The following is a 15,024-nucleotide window of genomic DNA, read 5'->3' as shown; positions in this document are numbered from 1 at the left end:
GAGAGCACGTGCAGTACGGCACCGCCCTGCGGAACGAGATCAAGACCTCGGAAACCACGCCCCTCATCGGGGTCTATGACATGTATTCGGCCTCGCTCGCCGCCCCGCACTACAACGGCTTCTTCGTCTCCGGATTCGGCTTCGCCGCCTCCTACTACGGCCTGCCCGACATCGGCTTCATCGCCTGGCCCGACATGGTCGCGTTCGCCGAGCGGCTGCGGACGGCCTTCCCCACCCACCACCTGCTGGTCGACATCGACGACGGCTACGTCGACCCGGAGGTCGCCTGCCACGTGGTGCAGCGGCTGGAGCGGGCCGGGGCCTCGGGCGTGATCCTGGAGGACCAGAAGCGCCCGCGGCGCTGCGGCCACGCGGACGGCAAGCTCACGCTGCCGCTGGAGGAGTACCTGGAGAAGTTGGAGATGGTGCTGGCCAGCCGGCGCGACATGGTGGTCGTGGCGCGGACCGACGCCACGGAGGACGAGGACATCCTGCGCCGCGCCGCCGCGCTGGCCGCCACCGACGCGGACGTCGTGCTGGTGGACGGGGTGCGCAGCGTGGAGTGGGTCCACCGCATCCGCGAGGTCATCGGGGACAAGCCGCTGCTGTTCAACCAGATCGCCGGCGGCAAGTCGCCGCGGCTGTCGCTTTCCGAGCTGACCGACCTCGGCGTGGACGTGGCCATCTACAGCACGCCGTGCCTCTTCGCCGCGCACAGCGCGATCGAGGACGCGCTGCTGGAGCTGAAGGACGCCGACGGCCGGCTGCCGGTCGGCCGCGGCGCGGGCGCGGTCGGCGTGGCGGGCGCCACGCAGCTGCTGGAGCGCAACATCAGCCGGCACCACGAGCGTGCCGTCCTGCCGCACACCTCGCCGTCGCCGGAACGGCAGCCCGTCTCCGTCTGACCCCGGGAACCCGGCGCCATGGGCAGACACAGCCGGCCGCGGGCATCCGCCGCGGACGGCCGGCTCACCGCCGCTCGCCGGGCGGGCCTCGCCGCGGTGATGGCCGCGGGCGTGCTGGCCGGCTGCGGCTCCTGGCAGTCCGCGACCGCGGCGACACCATGCTGCGGCTGCGACAACCAGGACGAAGAGGATCCGCCGCCGCCGTCGCACGGCTCGAACCACGGGCTGCTGATCATCGACAACTCCAACGCCGACTCCTGGCTGGAGGTCGACCGGACCCTCAACACCCTGGTCCACAGCAAGGGAACGGCCGGCAGCGACCACGACGGGGACGGCGGCGACGTCGACGTCACCCGGGAGTCGCCCGGGTCCCCGCCTCCGGGGGACCCGGCGGGGCCCACCACATCGGAAGGAGACGACTGAGGTGTCCGTAGCGCGCCGGTCGTACGGGCGGCTGGGGCTTCGTGCCCGGCAGCGGCCGGACGACGCGTCCATGGCGTCCACGGGCGAACGGAAGGCGTCCGGCCCGGCCACGGGCCGGACGCCCCGCCGCCCCGCGCCGAACCCGCCGGCCCTGGTGAACGGCGGCCCGCGCCGGTTCGGCAAGGCGGTGGACCCCTACGTGGCGGCGCTCGTCGGGACGGTCGCGCTGGCGGCGCTGCTGCCCGCGACGGGCGGCGCCGCCGTGGCCGTCGGCCACACCGCCGACATCGCCATCGGCCTGCTGTTCTTCCTCTACGGCAGCCGGCTGTCGGCCCGCGAGGCGCTCGACGGGCTGCGCGGGTGGCGGCTGCACACGGTGGTCGTCGCCAGCACCTTCGTCCTCTTCCCCGTCCTCGGCCTGGCCGCGGGCGCGGTCGCGCCCTCCTTGCTCACCCCGCAGCTCTACACGGGGCTGCTGTTCCTGTGCGTGGTCCCCTCGACCGTCCAGTCGTCGATCGCGTTCACCTCCACCGCCCGCGGCAATGTCGCGGCGGCCATCTGCGCGGGCACGTACTCCAGCCTGCTGGGCATGCTGCTGACCCCGCTGCTCGCGGCCTGGCTGATCGGCTCGACCGTGCGCTTCTCGGCGGACGGGCTGCTGGCGCTGGGCACCCAGCTGGTCGCGCCCTTCCTCGCCGGCCAGGCGCTGCGCCGCTGGACCGGCGGCTTCATCGGCCGGCACAAGCGCTCGCTGGGCCGGCTGGACCGGGTGTCCATCCTGCTGGTCGTCTACACCGCTTTCAGCAAGGGCATGGCGGAGGGCATCTGGCACCAGGTCACCGCGGTACGCCTGGCCGCGCTGCTGCTGGTCGAGGCCGTCATCCTGGCGCTGGCCCTCGGCGTGACCTCGCTCGCCGCGCGGCGGCTCGGATTCGGCGACGAGGACCGGATCGCGATCGTCTTCTGCGGGTCGAAGAAGAGCCTCGCGACCGGACTGCCCATGGCCGCCGCCCTCTTCGGGCCGCGGGCCGGGCTGGCGATCCTGCCGCTGATGCTCTTCCACCAGATGCAGCTGGCGGTGTGCGCGTTCATCGCCACCCGCTGGTCCCGCCGCCCCGCACCGGGGTCCGCGCAGCCCGGCACGCCTGTCGCGGTTGTGCCCGCCGACGTCCCCGCCGACGTCCCCGCCGACGTCCCCGCCGACGTCCCCGCCGACGTCCCGGCCGGGGCGCATCGGGCCTGACGGCGGGGGAGTCCGCCGGTCAGGGAGCCGCGTCGCCGAAGAGGACCCGCAGCGTGATCAGGCGGTTGGCGCGCACGTGGGCCAGGGCGAGTGCGCGGGCCTTCTCCGGGTCCCGGGCGGCGACGGCGTCGGCCAGCCCGCGGTGTTCCGCCAGCAGCTGGGGCCAGGCGTCGTTCTGCCGGGTCAGCCAGCGCAGCCGGCCCTCGACCGGCTCCAGGGCCGCGGTCAGCAGGGAGTTGCCCGCCATCGCCAGGACGCGGTCGTGGAAGTGGGTGTTCAGCCCGGTGATCTTCTCGGCGTCCAGCTCGGCGGTGGCCCGGGCCGCCCGGTCCAGGATGTCGCGGAGTTCGGCGAGGTCGGCGGGGCCGGCCCGCTCCGCGGCGAGTCCCGCCGCGTAGACCTCCAGGGCCTCGCGCAGCTCGAACAGCTCCTCGACGTCGACGCGGGTCAGCCGGCGTACCGCCAGCCGGCGCGGTGACTCGGCCACCACGAAGCCCTCGGCGACCAGCGCCCTGATCGCCTCGCGGACCGGCACCCGGGAGACGGCGAAGCGCTCGGCGAGGTCCCGCTCCACCAGCCGGTCGCCGGGCCGCAGTTCACCGGCCACGATGGCGCGGCGCAGGGCGGCGAGCACGCGTTCGCGCGCCGCGCCCAGCGCACCCCCGGGTTGCCCCGCCCCCATCCGCACACTCCCTGGTCGGCGCCCCGCCCGGGCGTCCGGCCAGCCTATCCGGGGCGAGCGGCGGGCCGTACGGACGCGGCGGGCCGGGCGCCGCGCCGCCCGGACGCGTAACACGGTTGTTGCGTGCACGACACCCCGGCCACCGCCGCGCGGGCCATCATGGCGGCACGGTTTTGGTATACCAAAACCGTGCCGGCCGCTCATCCTCCCCCGTCCCCGCCCACACCGCGGAGGTACTCGTGTCCGTCACCGACCTCACCGACCCGCCCGGCACCGGCCTGCCCGCCTCGCCCGATCCCCGGCTGACCAACGAAGACCTCGCCCCCTCCACCACCCGCAACTGGCGCTCCTTCGACCTGTTCGCCATGTGGATGTCCGACGTCCACAACCTCGGCAACTACACCTTCGCCGCGGGCCTGCTGGTGCTCGGCCTCAGCGCGTGGCAGATCTTCTCGTCGCTGCTCGTCGGCTTCGCCATCATCTTCGTCGGCATGAACCTGATGGGCCGGATCGGCCAGCGCACCGGTGTGCCGTTCCCGGTCGTGGCGCGGATCAGCTTCGGCGTCTGGGGTGCGAACATCCCGGCGCTGATCCGGGCCGTGATCGCCATCATGTGGTACGGCATCCAGACCTATCTGGCCTCCGTCGCCATCGATGTGCTGCTGCTCACCGCCCGCCCCGGGCTGGCGAGTTGGACGCACCACAGCTTCCTGGGCCTGGACGCGCTCGGCTGGGCGTCGTTCCTGACCCTGTGGGTGGTGCAGGCGCTGATCATCAGCCGGGGCATGGAGTCGGTGCGCCGCTTCCAGGACTTCTGCGGTCCGGCGATCTGGGTGGTGATGATCGCGCTCGCGGTGTGGATCCTGGCCAAGGCCCACTGGAGCATCCCGCTCACCCGCACCCCGCACCCGGTGTCCACCGCGGAGCAGGTCCGCCAGTGGTTCGGCGCGATCGGCCTGATCCTGGCCACCTACGGCACCCTGATGCTGAACTTCTGCGACTTCGCGCGCTTCGCACCGGACGAACGCACCGTACGCCGGGGCAATTTCTGGGGCCTGCCGATCAACTCCTCGGCCTTCGCGCTGCTTTCGGTGATCGTCACCGCCGGCAGCATCAAGGTCTACGGGTCGGCGATCACCGATCCCGCGCTGCTCATCGCCAAGGTGGGCAACACCGCGGTCCTGGTGATCGGCGCCCTGACCTTCGCCATCGCCACCATGGGCGTGAACATCGTGGCCAACTTCGTCTCACCCGCCTACGACGTGGCCAACGTGTGGCCGCAGCGGATCAGCTTCCGGGTCGGCGGCCTGATCAGCACGGTCGCCGCGCTGCTGGTGACGCCGTGGAACCTCTACTCCAACCCCGACGTCGTCAACTACTTCCTCGGCGGTCTCGGCGCCTTCCTGGGACCGCTGTTCGGGATCATCATGGTCGACTACTACCTGGTCAAGGGCGGCCGGATCGACGTCCCCGCGCTCTTCGACGCGGGTCCTGACGGCCCGTACCACTACCGCAGGGGCGTCAACCTCCGCGCTGTCGGCGCCTTCGTGCCGACGGCGGCGGTCAGCGCCGTCATCGCCCTGGTGCACACGTTCTCGCAGACCGCCCCGTACTCCTGGTTCATCGGCACGGCGAGCGCCGCGCTGCTCTACCTGGCACTGAACCGCGGCCGGACGGCCGAGCGGGCGGCGCCGGAGCCGTCGGTCCCTTCGCCGGCGGCGGCGGGGCCGAACTGAGGCCGCGGCCGTGCGGATCGCGGTGACCAACTGCAACACCACCACGGCGATGACCGAGCGGATCGTGCGGGGTGCCAGGACCGCCGCCGGTCCCGGCACCCTGATCACCGGCCACACCCCCGACTGGGGGCCCGCGTCGGCCGAGGGCTGGCTGGACAGCTACCTGTCGGCCGCGGCTGTGCTCGACCTGCTGCGGCGGCTGGAGGGTCCGGTGGACGCGGTGGTGATGGCCGGGTTCGGCGAGCACGGGCGCGAGGGCGCCCGCGAACTGCTCGACGTACCGGTGGTCGACATCACCGAGGCCGCCGCCCACCTGGCCTGTCTGCTCGGCCGCAGATACGGCGTCGTCACCACGCTGGACCGCACCGTCGGGCAGATCCAGGACAGCCTGCACACCGCGGGCGTCGGCCAGAACTGCGCCGCCGTGGTCGGCACCGGGCTGGCCGTCCTGGACCTGGACGAGGACTCCGACCTGGTGACGGGCGCTTTCGTCGCCGCGGGACGCCGGGCCATGGCGGCCGGCGCCGAGGTCCTGGTGCTGGGCTGCGCCGGGATGACGGGCCTGGAGCGCGGCGTCTCGGCCGCGCTGGGGCTTCCGGTGGTCGACGGGGTCGGCGCCGCCGTCCGGCTCGCGGAGTCGCTGGTGGCGCTCGGCCTGACCACCAGCCGGTCCGGCGGCTACGCCAAACCCCTCCCGAAGCACCGCACCTGGCACCCGCGGTCCCCGGGCTGAGCCGGCGGCGGGTACGGAACCCGGTCCGCGGTCCGGCGCCCGGTACGGAACCCGGCCCGCGCACCGGCTCTGCGTGTGGAAACCGGCCCGCGGTCCGGCTCCCGGTGCCGAACCCGGCCCGCGGCCCGGGTCTGCGCCCGGAGACCGACCCGGGCCGGCGGCCGGTACGGAACCCGGCCCGCGCACCGGGTCCCGGTGCCGAACCCGCCCCGCCTCGGGCGGCCCGGCCGCGAGGTCAGCGCCCGAGACGGCGGCGGTGGGCCCGCTGGCGGCAGGTCGCGCCGCAGTAGCGCGCCGGGCGGCCGGTGGCGCGGGAGGCGAGTTCGGCCTCGCACTCCTCGCACCGGGGCGCGGTTGCGTGACGTCCTCCGGGCAGGTGACGAAACGTACGCCCTTCCGTGACCGCCGCCGGACCGCGCAGGCCTTCGAGCGTCAGGTGGACCATCCGGGCGCCGCCGGCCCGGCCCCGGGCCCGCATGGCCACGCAGCCGATGGTGAGCGCGGTGACGTCGTCCGGGCCGACGTCGGCGCGCACCCCGCCGGACTGCTGGGCCGCGCGCAGCAGTCCGGCCAGCGCCTGGTGGAAGCGCTGCGCGGACGCGGCGAGCAGCGGGCGCGGCCAGCTCGTGTCGCCGGTGACCGCGTCGCAGACGTAACTGCGGCGCGCGGACCTGTCGATGACGTCGCGCAGGAATCCGAAGAGGGCCGCGGTGGGAGCGGCCTGCCCGGACCACCGCCGGGCGGCGGCGACCAGGTCGTCCACGTGCTGGACGAGCACCGCCTCCAGCAGGATCTCCTTGCTCGGGAAGTGCCGGTAGACGGTGCCGGTGCCGACGCCCGCCTGCCGCGCGATCTCGCCGAGCGACACCTCCAGGCCCTGCTCGCCGAAGGCCCGTACGGCCGCGAGGAGCACCTTCGTACGGTTGCGGCGGGCGTCGGCCCGGCCGGCGCCGGGGGGAGCAGCGGTCATGTCACGTATCCCTTGTCCGTCGTCCTCAACCGGGTGGAGGATTCCACATCGCCCCCGGGTCCGCCACACCGACCGTGCCCACCGACACCCCCGGGGCGGAGGACGACATGACCGCTCAGCCCGTACCCGCCGCCGCCGAGCCCGACGCCCGCCCCGTCGTCGTGACCGGGGCGACCGGCAAGCAGGGCGGCGCCACCGCCCGCCGGCTCCTGGCGGGAGGCCGGCCGGTCCGCGCGGTCGTACGCGACACGGCCGCGCCCGCCGCCGCGGCGCTGCAGCAGGCCGGGGCCGACCTCGTACGCGCCGACTTCGACGACCCGTCGAGCCTGCCGGCGGCGCTGGAGGGCGCCGCGGGCCTGTTCGCCGTGCCGCCGGTGGCCTACGGGCCGGCCGGCACCGACACGGAGCGGGAATTCGCCCGCGGCCGCGCGCTGACCGACGCCGCCTCGGCCGCGGGGATCGAGCACGTCGTCTTCACCGGCATCGCGTCCATCCCCGAGCCGCCGACCGCCGCCGACGGCAAGAACCGCATCGAGCACTACCTGCGGGAGCACATCGCCCAGGTGACCGTGCTGCGCCCCGTACGGTTCATGACGAACTACCTCGCCTCGGCCGCGATGGGCCTGGACGGCATCGCCGACGGTGTGCACCGGCACATTTTCCCGCCGGACGAGCCGCTCCAGATCATCGCGCTGGAGGACATCGCGGAATTCGCCGCGCTGGCCTTCGACCGGCCGGAGCGGTTCGCCGGAAGGACGCTGGAGCTGGCCGGGGACGCCCCGACCCCGGCCGAGGCGGTCGCCGCGATCACGGAGGCGACGGGCATCCCCGTGCGCTACGAGCAGCTCACGCAGCAGGAGGCCGCCGCGCTCAACCCCGAGATCGCCCGCATCAGGGAGCGCTGGATGTCCGGCGCGCGCTGGCACGCCGACATCGAGGTGCTGCGGGTCGTGCACCCCGGCCTGCGCACCCTCACCGACTGGCTCGCCGAGTCCGGCGCCGCCGCGCTGCGCGCCCGGCTGCCCGGCGCCGCACAGCCGCCCCGGCCGTGACCGTACCGGCACAGCCTCACGCCGTCGTCGCTCCCTGCCCGCCGCGTACCGGCGCTCCGGTGCGGGGCGGCAGTTCGAGCCCGAGGTTCTCGCGCAGGGTGGTGCCGGTGTAGTCCTCGGTGACGAGCTTGCGCCTGCGCAGCTCGTGCAGCAGGCCGTTGACGACGAAGTCGTGCTGCCGCGGGTCCGCGAGGCCGCCGAGCAGGATCGCGTCCAGGACACCGGCGTTGAAGCGCTCCTCGATCGCGTCAGCGAGCTGCTCGGGCGTCCCCGCGGCGGCCCAGTGGCCGGTGTCCTGGGCCGCGATGACCAGCTCCCGCAGCGTGTAGCCCTGGCGCGCGTAGCCGGTGAAGATGTCGACCCGGCCCCGGCGGCGGTTCACCGAGGTGATGTCGGGCAGCAGGCTCTCCGGCAGCGTCGCGTCGAGCGGGAGGTCCGACAGGTCCACCCCGCCGCCGAGCATGTCGGCCACCAGGGCGCGCCCGCGCTCGAAGTCGATCGACTCGCGCTTCTCGCGCACCAGCCGCCGGGCCTCCTCCTCGGTGGCGCCGTAGGTGGCGTGGAAGGAGCTGAGGATCAGCGGCAGCCCGCCGGCCCGGCCGAGCCGCTCGGCCTGGCCGCGGATCTTCCGGGTGAAGTCCAGCGCGGTGTCCAGGTCGGGGAGCGAGGTGAAGACCATCTCGGCGTAGCGCCCGCCCAGCGCGATGCCCGCCTCGGACTGGCCCGCCTGGATCTGCACCGGGCGCCGCTGCGGCAGCGGCGGGATGTTCAGCGGGCCTGCCACATCGAAGAACCGGCCGGAGTGGTTGACGGGGTGCACCCGCTCCGGGTGCAGTACCGCCCGGCCGTCCGCGCCGACGGTCAGCGCACCGGGCTCCCAGCTGTCCCACAGCGCGTTCACCACCTCCAGCGTCTCGGCGGCCCGCGCGTAGCGGTCCTCGGGGCTGGGCAGGCCGCCGGGGCCGAAATTCTCCTCGCCGAGGGAGGAGGTCACCAGATTCCAGGCGGCCCGCCCGTTGCTGACGTGGTCGAGGGTGCCGAACAGCCGGGCCAGGTTGTACGGGTGGTGGAAGGTGGTCGAGACCGTGGCGATCAGGCCGATCTGCGAGGTCACCTGGCTCAGCGCCGAGACGAAGACCAGTGGCTCCTGCGACCCGATCGCGCCCTGGGCGCCGAAGCTGAGCAGGTCGGCGGTGAACAGCGCGTCGATCCTCGCGGCCTCGGCGAGCTTCGCCACCCGCACCGCGGTGCTCAGCGTGGACCGGGTGGGGTCGATCGCGAGGTCGTAGGTCTCCGACGTGCCGCCGGCGCCGGTCACGGTCTTCAGCGTCCTGGGCCGCTTCGCGCTCACAATTCGTCCATTCTCACCACTGCGGTGACATCTCGGGGCCGAGGCTTCTCGGGGGTGCACGAACGCCCGGGCAGGCCGGACCGGATCCGGCCGTACGCAGCACAGGCGGGGGCGGCGGCGGGCCGCCGGGGGAAGGGGTGGGGCGAATCGTCAGCGACAGAGCGCGGCGTGGGTACGGCACAGGTCCACGTGGCGGCGCTTCGTCCCGACCGGCAGCAGGACCGGCCTGACGTGCGATGCCCTCACGAAGACTCCCATCGGCGCGCCGCCGGGGGCGGCGCGTGGCGACCGCGGCTTCGGCGCGCCGGGCGCCGAGCCGCACTTGATGGTGTGCGAGACGAACGTACGTGGCGGGTGGGCGGCCTTGTCAAGAGCGCCCCGGCAGCCGGCGGCGCGCCCGCCGCGCGGCCGGCCCCCGGACTACAGCTGCTTCATCAGGCGGAAGCCGACGTCCCATTCACGATCGGTCTCGCGCACGGTCACATCGGTCCTGGTCTTCACCGAGCACCAGTAGTGCGCGAAGGAGCCGCCCTTGATCGGGAGGTAGCGGTCCGCGGGGGACTTGCCGCGGAATCCGCCGCGCCAGGCCGCCCCGCGCGGTCCGGGGTCGGGCGCGCACAGCTCCCAGACGTTGCCGCCGCAGTCGAGGAGGCCGAAGTGGCTGGCCCCCGAGGCGAACAGCCCGACCGCGGTGGTGGTCCTGATGTCGGTCTGCCGGCTGTTGCTGCGGGTGGTCGAGAAGTCGTCGCCCCACGGGTATCCGTCGAAGCCGTCGGCGGATCTGGCCGCCGCCATCCACTGCGTGACGGTGGGGATCGCGACCCGTTCCCTGCGCAGCGAGCCCAGCCAGTCGCCGAACGCCCGGGCCTCGTGGTAACTGACGCCGACGATGGGGTGGTTGGGAAGGTCGAACGGCGGCCCGTACTGCTCGGGAGCGCACCATCCGAGCCGGTTCCTGCAAGCGATGCCGTCCCGCGTCCAGTGGCCGTCGCTGCGGTAGCCCCCGTCGCGCAGGAACACCTCGTACTGCGCGTTGGTGACCGGGTACCTGCTCATGAAGAAGGCCGGCACCGCGACCGCGGCGGACCCGGACACCGGGACGCGCTGCTGCGGCACGAGAACCCACTCGATGACCGGAACGGCCGCCGCCGTCGTGTGCCCGACCCCGACGCCGGGGCGGTCGTCCCCGACCATGGCGAGGGCGCGGCCGAGCGCGGCGAGTTCGGCGGGCGGACGGACCGGCGTCCCGGCGAGCCGCGCCCTGATGACGCCGCGGAGCGTCCGCCGCGCCGTGTCGTCGGACGACTCGCCCCGCTGGACGCACATCGCGGCCAGCTCCGGCTGCGCCTCGCCGAGCCAGCCCACGACCGGGCCGGGGGTGCCGTGGAATTGCGGGACGAATCCCAGGGCCGCGCGCCAGGGGGACTCGGTCCACCAGGCTGCCGGATCGATGTAGTCGGCCACCGCGATGCCGTCCGGGATCCTGGCGGCCAGCGCCGCCGCGGCGAAGTAGTCCCGGATCACCCGGTGGCGGAAGGTGATGCCCGAGCTGTCCTGGTCGACGAGGCCCGCCATCACCGCGGCCTCGATGAGCCGTGCGGCGGACGGCTCCCCCGCCCCGGTCAGCAGCGCGGTCGCCGAGGCCAGGTCCTGCCGGTCCTGGCGCACCCGGATGAGGTGCTCGGCGAGCGGGCCGAGGCCGGCGAAGAGCCGGTCGAGGGTCAGATCGTGGTAGCCGGCCTCGGCGTGCGGCCTGCTCCACAGCGAGGTGACCAGGTGGTCCAGGACATCAGGGCGGGACAGGTCGAGATACTCCCCGGTCCGCCGGATGGTCACCATCGCCCGCAGCAGGAACGGTATTCGGGCCAGCTGGAGGGCGGCCGGCGGATCGCGCAGCAGCCGCAGCCGCAGCGCGGCGACCTCTCCCGGCACCCTCCGCGGCACCCGCGCGGACAGCGACCACAACTGCTCGCGGTCGCCCCCGGCCAGGCTCCAGCTGTCCCTGACCACCTCGTAGTCGTGGCCGGCCAGTTGCCAGAACAATTCCTCGGCGTCCTCCGTGCCCAGCTCGCACTCCAGCTGGCGCAGGACCTCGGGCGGGTCCAGCGGCAGCAACTCCACCTCCACGCAGTTCGGCACGGACCAGTCGAGGCCGCGGGTGGAGCGGGTCGACAGCGTGATCGACGCGTTCGGGTGGGCGCGCATGAAGTCCAGCACCATGCGCTGGTGTTCGGGCGTCAGCTCGTCGAAGTCGTCGAGGTAGAAGACGCACCGGTGCAGGACGTCGTCCAGGGCCGAGCCGTCGAGGAAGCCCGCCCGGTCGCGGAGGATCTGCTCGATCCCGGCGAATGCGCTCTCCGGGCCGCCCCGGCCGCCGATCACCGCCAGGACCGGAACGGTCGAGCGGTCCACCTGGTAGGCGCGGCACTGCGCCAGCGCCAGCAGGTCCAGCAGCACGCTCTTGCCGATCCCGGGCGCGCCGGTGACGATCATCCGGCGGATCCGCGTGCGGCGCGTGTAGCCGATGACGTCGGGCACCAGCGTGTGCTCGGCACTGATGGCCGTACTGCGCACCTGCGCCCTGGTCACCACCGACGACCGCTCCAGGGAGTCGAACGACGGCCCCATGCCGCTGACCCGGACCTCTCCCACGAGCCGGCTCTCCAGCGTGCGGGCCAGCCGCTGTACGTACTGCCGCTCGTCGGCCGCCGGTGCCGCCGCGGCGGGCGTCGCCCAGGGCGCCAGCTGGTTCGACCGCAGGCTGCCGTCGTATCCGCGGGAGGAGTAGAACACCGGCACCTGCGTGGTGCTGCCGCTCGCCCGCAGCCGGTCGAACTCGGCGCCGACCCGCTGGGCGACCAGCTCCATGTCCGGCAGCGTCCCCGGTGTCACCGGCAGTTCCCTGAGCAGTACGGAGGACAGCCGGCCGGTTCCCGCGGCGGTGAGGTTGGCCGCCAGCTCGCCTTCCCGGGTGGCGCACAGCGCGAACTGGTCGGTCTGGACGAGGTCGCCCTTCGGCACCGACACCGTCGGCAGCCCCCGGCGCAGCTCGCGGTGCGAGACGTACCGGCGGCAGGCGTCGACCAGCAGGATCTGCCGCTTGACCCGCGCGAAGGACGAGGAGCGCAGGGCGAGCATCAGATCGTCCATGTCGACGTTGCGCAGCACCTCCTCGCGCGCGTCGCTGGTGAAAAGCCGCAGGTGGCCCTCGGGGTCGGTGATGCCGTGCCCGCCCCAGAAGAGGAAGAAGACGTCGCACGCGTGCTCCCGGACGACGTCGAGGAGCACGGCGTGCACGGCGTCGGAGGTCGGTTCGGCCACCTCGACGCCCGTACGCCGCCGCCAGTCGTCCGTGGCCGAGGCGGTGGCGGAGTTGGCGAACAGGCTGACATGGCCCGGCGGCGTGCCCATGGCCAGCAGCCAGTCGGTGAAGCGCCGCGCGTCGGCGGCCGGACCCGTCAGCGTCCAGTCCGGTCCTGCGGCGTACTTCTCGACCCCCACCACCAGCGCGCGGGCGTGCGCGAAGGCGTTCACGGACACGCGCTCAGCACGGCGTCCCAGCACTGGCTGTTCCACCAGTAGGCGCCGTGGCAGCGCGGGAAGGGCTGGCCGTTGTCGACCCGGACATCGCGGACCCGGTCGCCGAACAGCGGGGCGGCCGTGTACGCGAGGAAGTCGCGCGGGTCGTAGACGTTGACCCAGGGCGGGAATCCGGCCGGAAGCGGGGCGCCAGCGCGCAGGCCCCACAGGGCGTCGAGTTCCCAGAACAGGGGGGCCGCGGTACCCACCGTGACCAGGCGTACGTCGGACGGCTCCGCGGTCGCGAACAGGTCGGCGCAGATGATCCCGCCCAGGCTGTGCGCGACCACCACCACCGGCGGCTCCAGCCGGCCGACGTGATCGCCGACGAACCGCCGGATCGCCGCGCCGTCGCGCTGGTAGACGAGGATGTCGCCGGTGACCGGGGACGCGGACTCGGTGAAGGTCTCCCGCCGCCGCGAGACGTAGGAGGTGGCGCGCCCCGCGAAGAAGGTGCCGAGCCGCTGCTGGGCCCAGCCGAGGGCGCCGCGGTAGTCCTCGCCGCCGGCCGCCAGCACGGCCCGGAGGAATTCCTCCCTGACGCCCCGGTCGTAGACCACCCGCAGGCCGGGCCCTTCGGTCCGCTCCGCCCGGCGGAGCGCTTCCGCGACGGTGGCGCGGACCACCGCGGGCCAGGCCTCCAGCGCCGCGCCGCCGGCTTCCAGCTCGCCGAACGGCTGCGAGGCGGCGACCGTCCGGCAGCTCGGGGCGAACCCGGCGCCGAGCCCCGCCTCGCGGAAAAGCGCCGCCACCGGGTCCGACGCGGCGAAGCGGCGGTAGCGGTCCTCCAGGGCGCGGCCCTGCGACAGCCGGCCGGGGTGAAAGCCGCCGCCCTGCTCCTGGGGCGGCCCGTCCGCCGTTGCCAGCAGGCGCAGTTCGAACAGCGGGTCGTCCTGGAGCCGCTCCCAGACCAGGAGGTCCACGTCGTCCGCTGCGCCGTCCGCACCGGCGTCCCGGCTCGCGTCGGCGACGGGGACCGACGCGCCATGGGCGAAGAGCCTGCTCCCGTACGCCTCCCCCCAGAAACAGCCCTCGACGGTCAGGTCGGGACGCCGGGCGAGCAGCGAGCGGGACATCACCGCCAGCGTGGCATCGAACCCCTCCGCCCGCACCCCCGTGCCGTGCACGAACAGGACAGCCGTCACGGTGCTCCCCCTTGTGGTGTGCTGTCGCGTACCGCGTGAACTCAGCCGTGCGTCAACCGCTGTTCGATGGTCCACCGGATCGTCCGCCGGTGCCAGGCGTGCGCGGTCTGCAGCGCCAGCGCGGTCGTGAACGTCAGCGGTTCGCCGGTGCCCACGTACGGCACGGCCTTGATGTACCGGCCCTGCCGCTCGTTGCCGATGACCGGGAATTCCCAGCCGTTCGGCTGCCTGCTGGTCCGCAGGAAGGTGAGCGGCCCGACGACCAGCCGGTGGAAGGGGTCGATGTCCAGTTGCAGCAGCGCCAGCGGCAGCGCGGGCGTGTAGCCCTGCAGCGCGATGGCCTCGCGCGAATCGGGGAGCGTCCCCACCGCGATCTCCAGGCTGGGGCCGCACAGCGCGCCGCCCACCGCGCGCGACAGCGCCCGGAGGCCGTTGCGCAGCAGGTCACCGGTGTCGGCGCCGGCGGTGTCGCACCACCGGACGGCCCACAGCGCCATCGCCGTACTCGTCGGCTCCGGCTCGCCCCCGCTGGTGTGCCACAGGCCGCTGCGCCGGTGCCGGGTCCGCTTCAGGTAGCCGGTGCCGGCGTCGACGGCCGTCCGGACCAGCGCCTGGTCGATCCGCTGCGCGCCCGGGCCGGCGGATCCGGCGGCGAGGTGCAGCGTGTACGCGCACACGGCGGTGAGGAAGACCGACGGAGGATTGCGCGCGTCGCGGCTGAAGCCCCACGCGCCGTCATCGTCCTGGGCGTCGACCAGCCAGCGGACGGCGGCGGCGTAACGCCCTTCGTGCGGGCCCCGATAACCCGTCGCGATGAGCGCCCACAGGGTCGACGCCGTCGCCCAGACGTTCCGTGACGTCGAACTCCAGCACTCGTTCTCCGGGTACTTCGAATCCCCCACGGTCCCGGCGGCGACCGCGTAATGGGTGGACCACAGGTATCCCTGGACGCGCTCGCGCATGCTCGCGCTGAGCAGGCCCATACGGTGCAGGGCCAGCAGCACCGTCGCGGTGGTCTCGGGCAGCGACTCCGAGGCGACGCCGATCTGCTTGGGCACGCCGCAGTCCGCGTTGAAGGACGCGAGCAGCGGCTCCACCAGGTCGTACAGCCGTGCTCCCCAGAAGAGTTCGGAGTAGTGGAGGTCCCAGCTGTGCGCGCGTTCGCGGACGAAGGCCAGGTCGGCGTCGGTCCAGATATCCATCAG

12 protein-coding genes are annotated in these 15,024 nt (G+C 73.8%); 6 read left to right on the top strand and 6 right to left on the bottom strand.

Annotated features, from left to right (window positions below):
* Positions 1-8 precede the first annotated feature (8 nt).
* The 3 genes from OHA86_RS17580 to OHA86_RS17570 are packed head-to-tail and all read left to right on the top strand — an operon-like array spanning position 9 to position 2,571.
* The gene (locus OHA86_RS17580) at positions 9-905 is read left to right on the top strand and encodes an isocitrate lyase/PEP mutase family protein (RefSeq protein WP_329182448.1); all 897 of its coding nucleotides are present in this window, start codon (positions 9-11) and stop codon (positions 903-905) included.
* Between the two features lie 18 nt (positions 906-923).
* The gene (locus OHA86_RS17575) at positions 924-1,328 is read left to right on the top strand and encodes a hypothetical protein (RefSeq protein WP_329176505.1); all 405 of its coding nucleotides are present in this window, start codon (positions 924-926) and stop codon (positions 1,326-1,328) included.
* A gap of 1 nt (position 1,329) precedes the next feature.
* Positions 1,330-2,571: a bile acid:sodium symporter family protein gene (locus OHA86_RS17570; protein WP_329176503.1), complete on the top strand. Its 1,242-nt coding sequence runs from the start codon at positions 1,330-1,332 to the stop codon at positions 2,569-2,571.
* Between the two features lie 19 nt (positions 2,572-2,590).
* Here OHA86_RS17570 and OHA86_RS17565 read toward each other — a convergent pair whose 3' ends face one another.
* On the bottom strand, positions 2,591-3,253 hold the full coding sequence (locus tag OHA86_RS17565; protein ID WP_329176501.1) for a GntR family transcriptional regulator: 663 nt from the start codon (positions 3,251-3,253) through the stop codon (positions 2,591-2,593).
* A gap of 239 nt (positions 3,254-3,492) precedes the next feature.
* Here OHA86_RS17565 and OHA86_RS17560 point away from each other — a divergent pair, with 239 nt between their 5' ends.
* Positions 3,493-4,989: an NCS1 family nucleobase:cation symporter-1 gene (locus OHA86_RS17560; RefSeq protein WP_329176499.1), complete on the top strand. Its 1,497-nt coding sequence runs from the start codon at positions 3,493-3,495 to the stop codon at positions 4,987-4,989.
* 10 nt (positions 4,990-4,999) lie between these two features.
* Positions 5,000-5,722 carry an aspartate/glutamate racemase family protein gene (locus OHA86_RS17555; RefSeq protein WP_329176496.1) on the top strand — a complete coding sequence of 241 codons (723 nt, stop codon included), beginning with the start codon at positions 5,000-5,002 and terminating at the stop codon, positions 5,720-5,722.
* 235 nt (positions 5,723-5,957) lie between these two features.
* Here the strand turns inward: OHA86_RS17555 and OHA86_RS17550 are convergent, their stop codons facing one another.
* Complete coding sequence (locus OHA86_RS17550; protein ID WP_329176494.1) at positions 5,958-6,692, bottom strand: TetR/AcrR family transcriptional regulator; 735 nt, start codon at positions 6,690-6,692, stop codon at positions 5,958-5,960.
* 107 nt (positions 6,693-6,799) lie between these two features.
* Here OHA86_RS17550 and OHA86_RS17545 point away from each other — a divergent pair, with 107 nt between their 5' ends.
* Entirely contained in the window at positions 6,800-7,744 is a 945-nt protein-coding gene (locus OHA86_RS17545; protein WP_329176492.1) for an NmrA family NAD(P)-binding protein, read from the top strand.
* Between the two features lie 16 nt (positions 7,745-7,760).
* On the opposite strand, the gene OHA86_RS17540 is transcribed toward OHA86_RS17545, so the two are convergent.
* The 4 genes from OHA86_RS17540 to OHA86_RS17525 form a co-directional block, all read right to left on the bottom strand.
* Positions 7,761-9,095 carry an NtaA/DmoA family FMN-dependent monooxygenase gene (locus OHA86_RS17540; protein WP_329176491.1) on the bottom strand — a complete coding sequence of 445 codons (1,335 nt, stop codon included), beginning with the start codon at positions 9,093-9,095 and terminating at the stop codon, positions 7,761-7,763.
* Between the two features lie 420 nt (positions 9,096-9,515).
* Positions 9,516-12,635 carry an SUMF1/EgtB/PvdO family nonheme iron enzyme gene (locus OHA86_RS17535; RefSeq protein WP_329176489.1) on the bottom strand — a complete coding sequence of 1,040 codons (3,120 nt, stop codon included), beginning with the start codon at positions 12,633-12,635 and terminating at the stop codon, positions 9,516-9,518.
* Positions 12,626-13,819: a hypothetical protein gene (locus OHA86_RS17530; RefSeq protein ID WP_329176488.1), complete on the bottom strand. Its 1,194-nt coding sequence runs from the start codon at positions 13,817-13,819 to the stop codon at positions 12,626-12,628. The genes OHA86_RS17535 and OHA86_RS17530 overlap by 10 nt, the downstream gene beginning before the upstream one ends.
* A gap of 41 nt (positions 13,820-13,860) precedes the next feature.
* Positions 13,861-15,021, bottom strand: coding sequence for a hypothetical protein (locus OHA86_RS17525; protein ID WP_329176487.1), 1,161 nt, complete (start codon positions 15,019-15,021; stop codon positions 13,861-13,863).
* Positions 15,022-15,024: the final 3 nt, after the last annotated feature.

The sequence above is a fragment of the Streptomyces sp. NBC_01477 genome, from assembly GCF_036227245.1.
Taxonomy (GTDB): Bacteria; Actinomycetota; Actinomycetes; order Streptomycetales; family Streptomycetaceae; genus Actinacidiphila.
This window is presented reverse-complemented; position numbering and strand designations above follow the sequence as displayed.

Bases quoted from the DNA above. Each gene is read 5' to 3' on its own strand.
- OHA86_RS17565 (WP_329176501.1), bottom strand. From the start codon at position 3,253: ATGGGGGCGGGGCAACCCGGGGGTGCGCTGGGCGCGGCGCGCGAACGC.
- OHA86_RS17550 (WP_329176494.1), bottom strand. From the start codon at position 6,692: ATGACCGCTGCTCCCCCCGGCGCCGGCCGGGCCGACGCCCGCCGCAAC.
- OHA86_RS17575 (WP_329176505.1), top strand. From the start codon at position 924: ATGGGCAGACACAGCCGGCCGCGGGCATCCGCCGCGGACGGCCGGCTC.
- OHA86_RS17525 (WP_329176487.1), bottom strand. From the start codon at position 15,021: ATGGATATCTGGACCGACGCCGACCTGGCCTTCGTCCGCGAACGCGCG.
- OHA86_RS17545 (WP_329176492.1), top strand. From the start codon at position 6,800: ATGACCGCTCAGCCCGTACCCGCCGCCGCCGAGCCCGACGCCCGCCCC.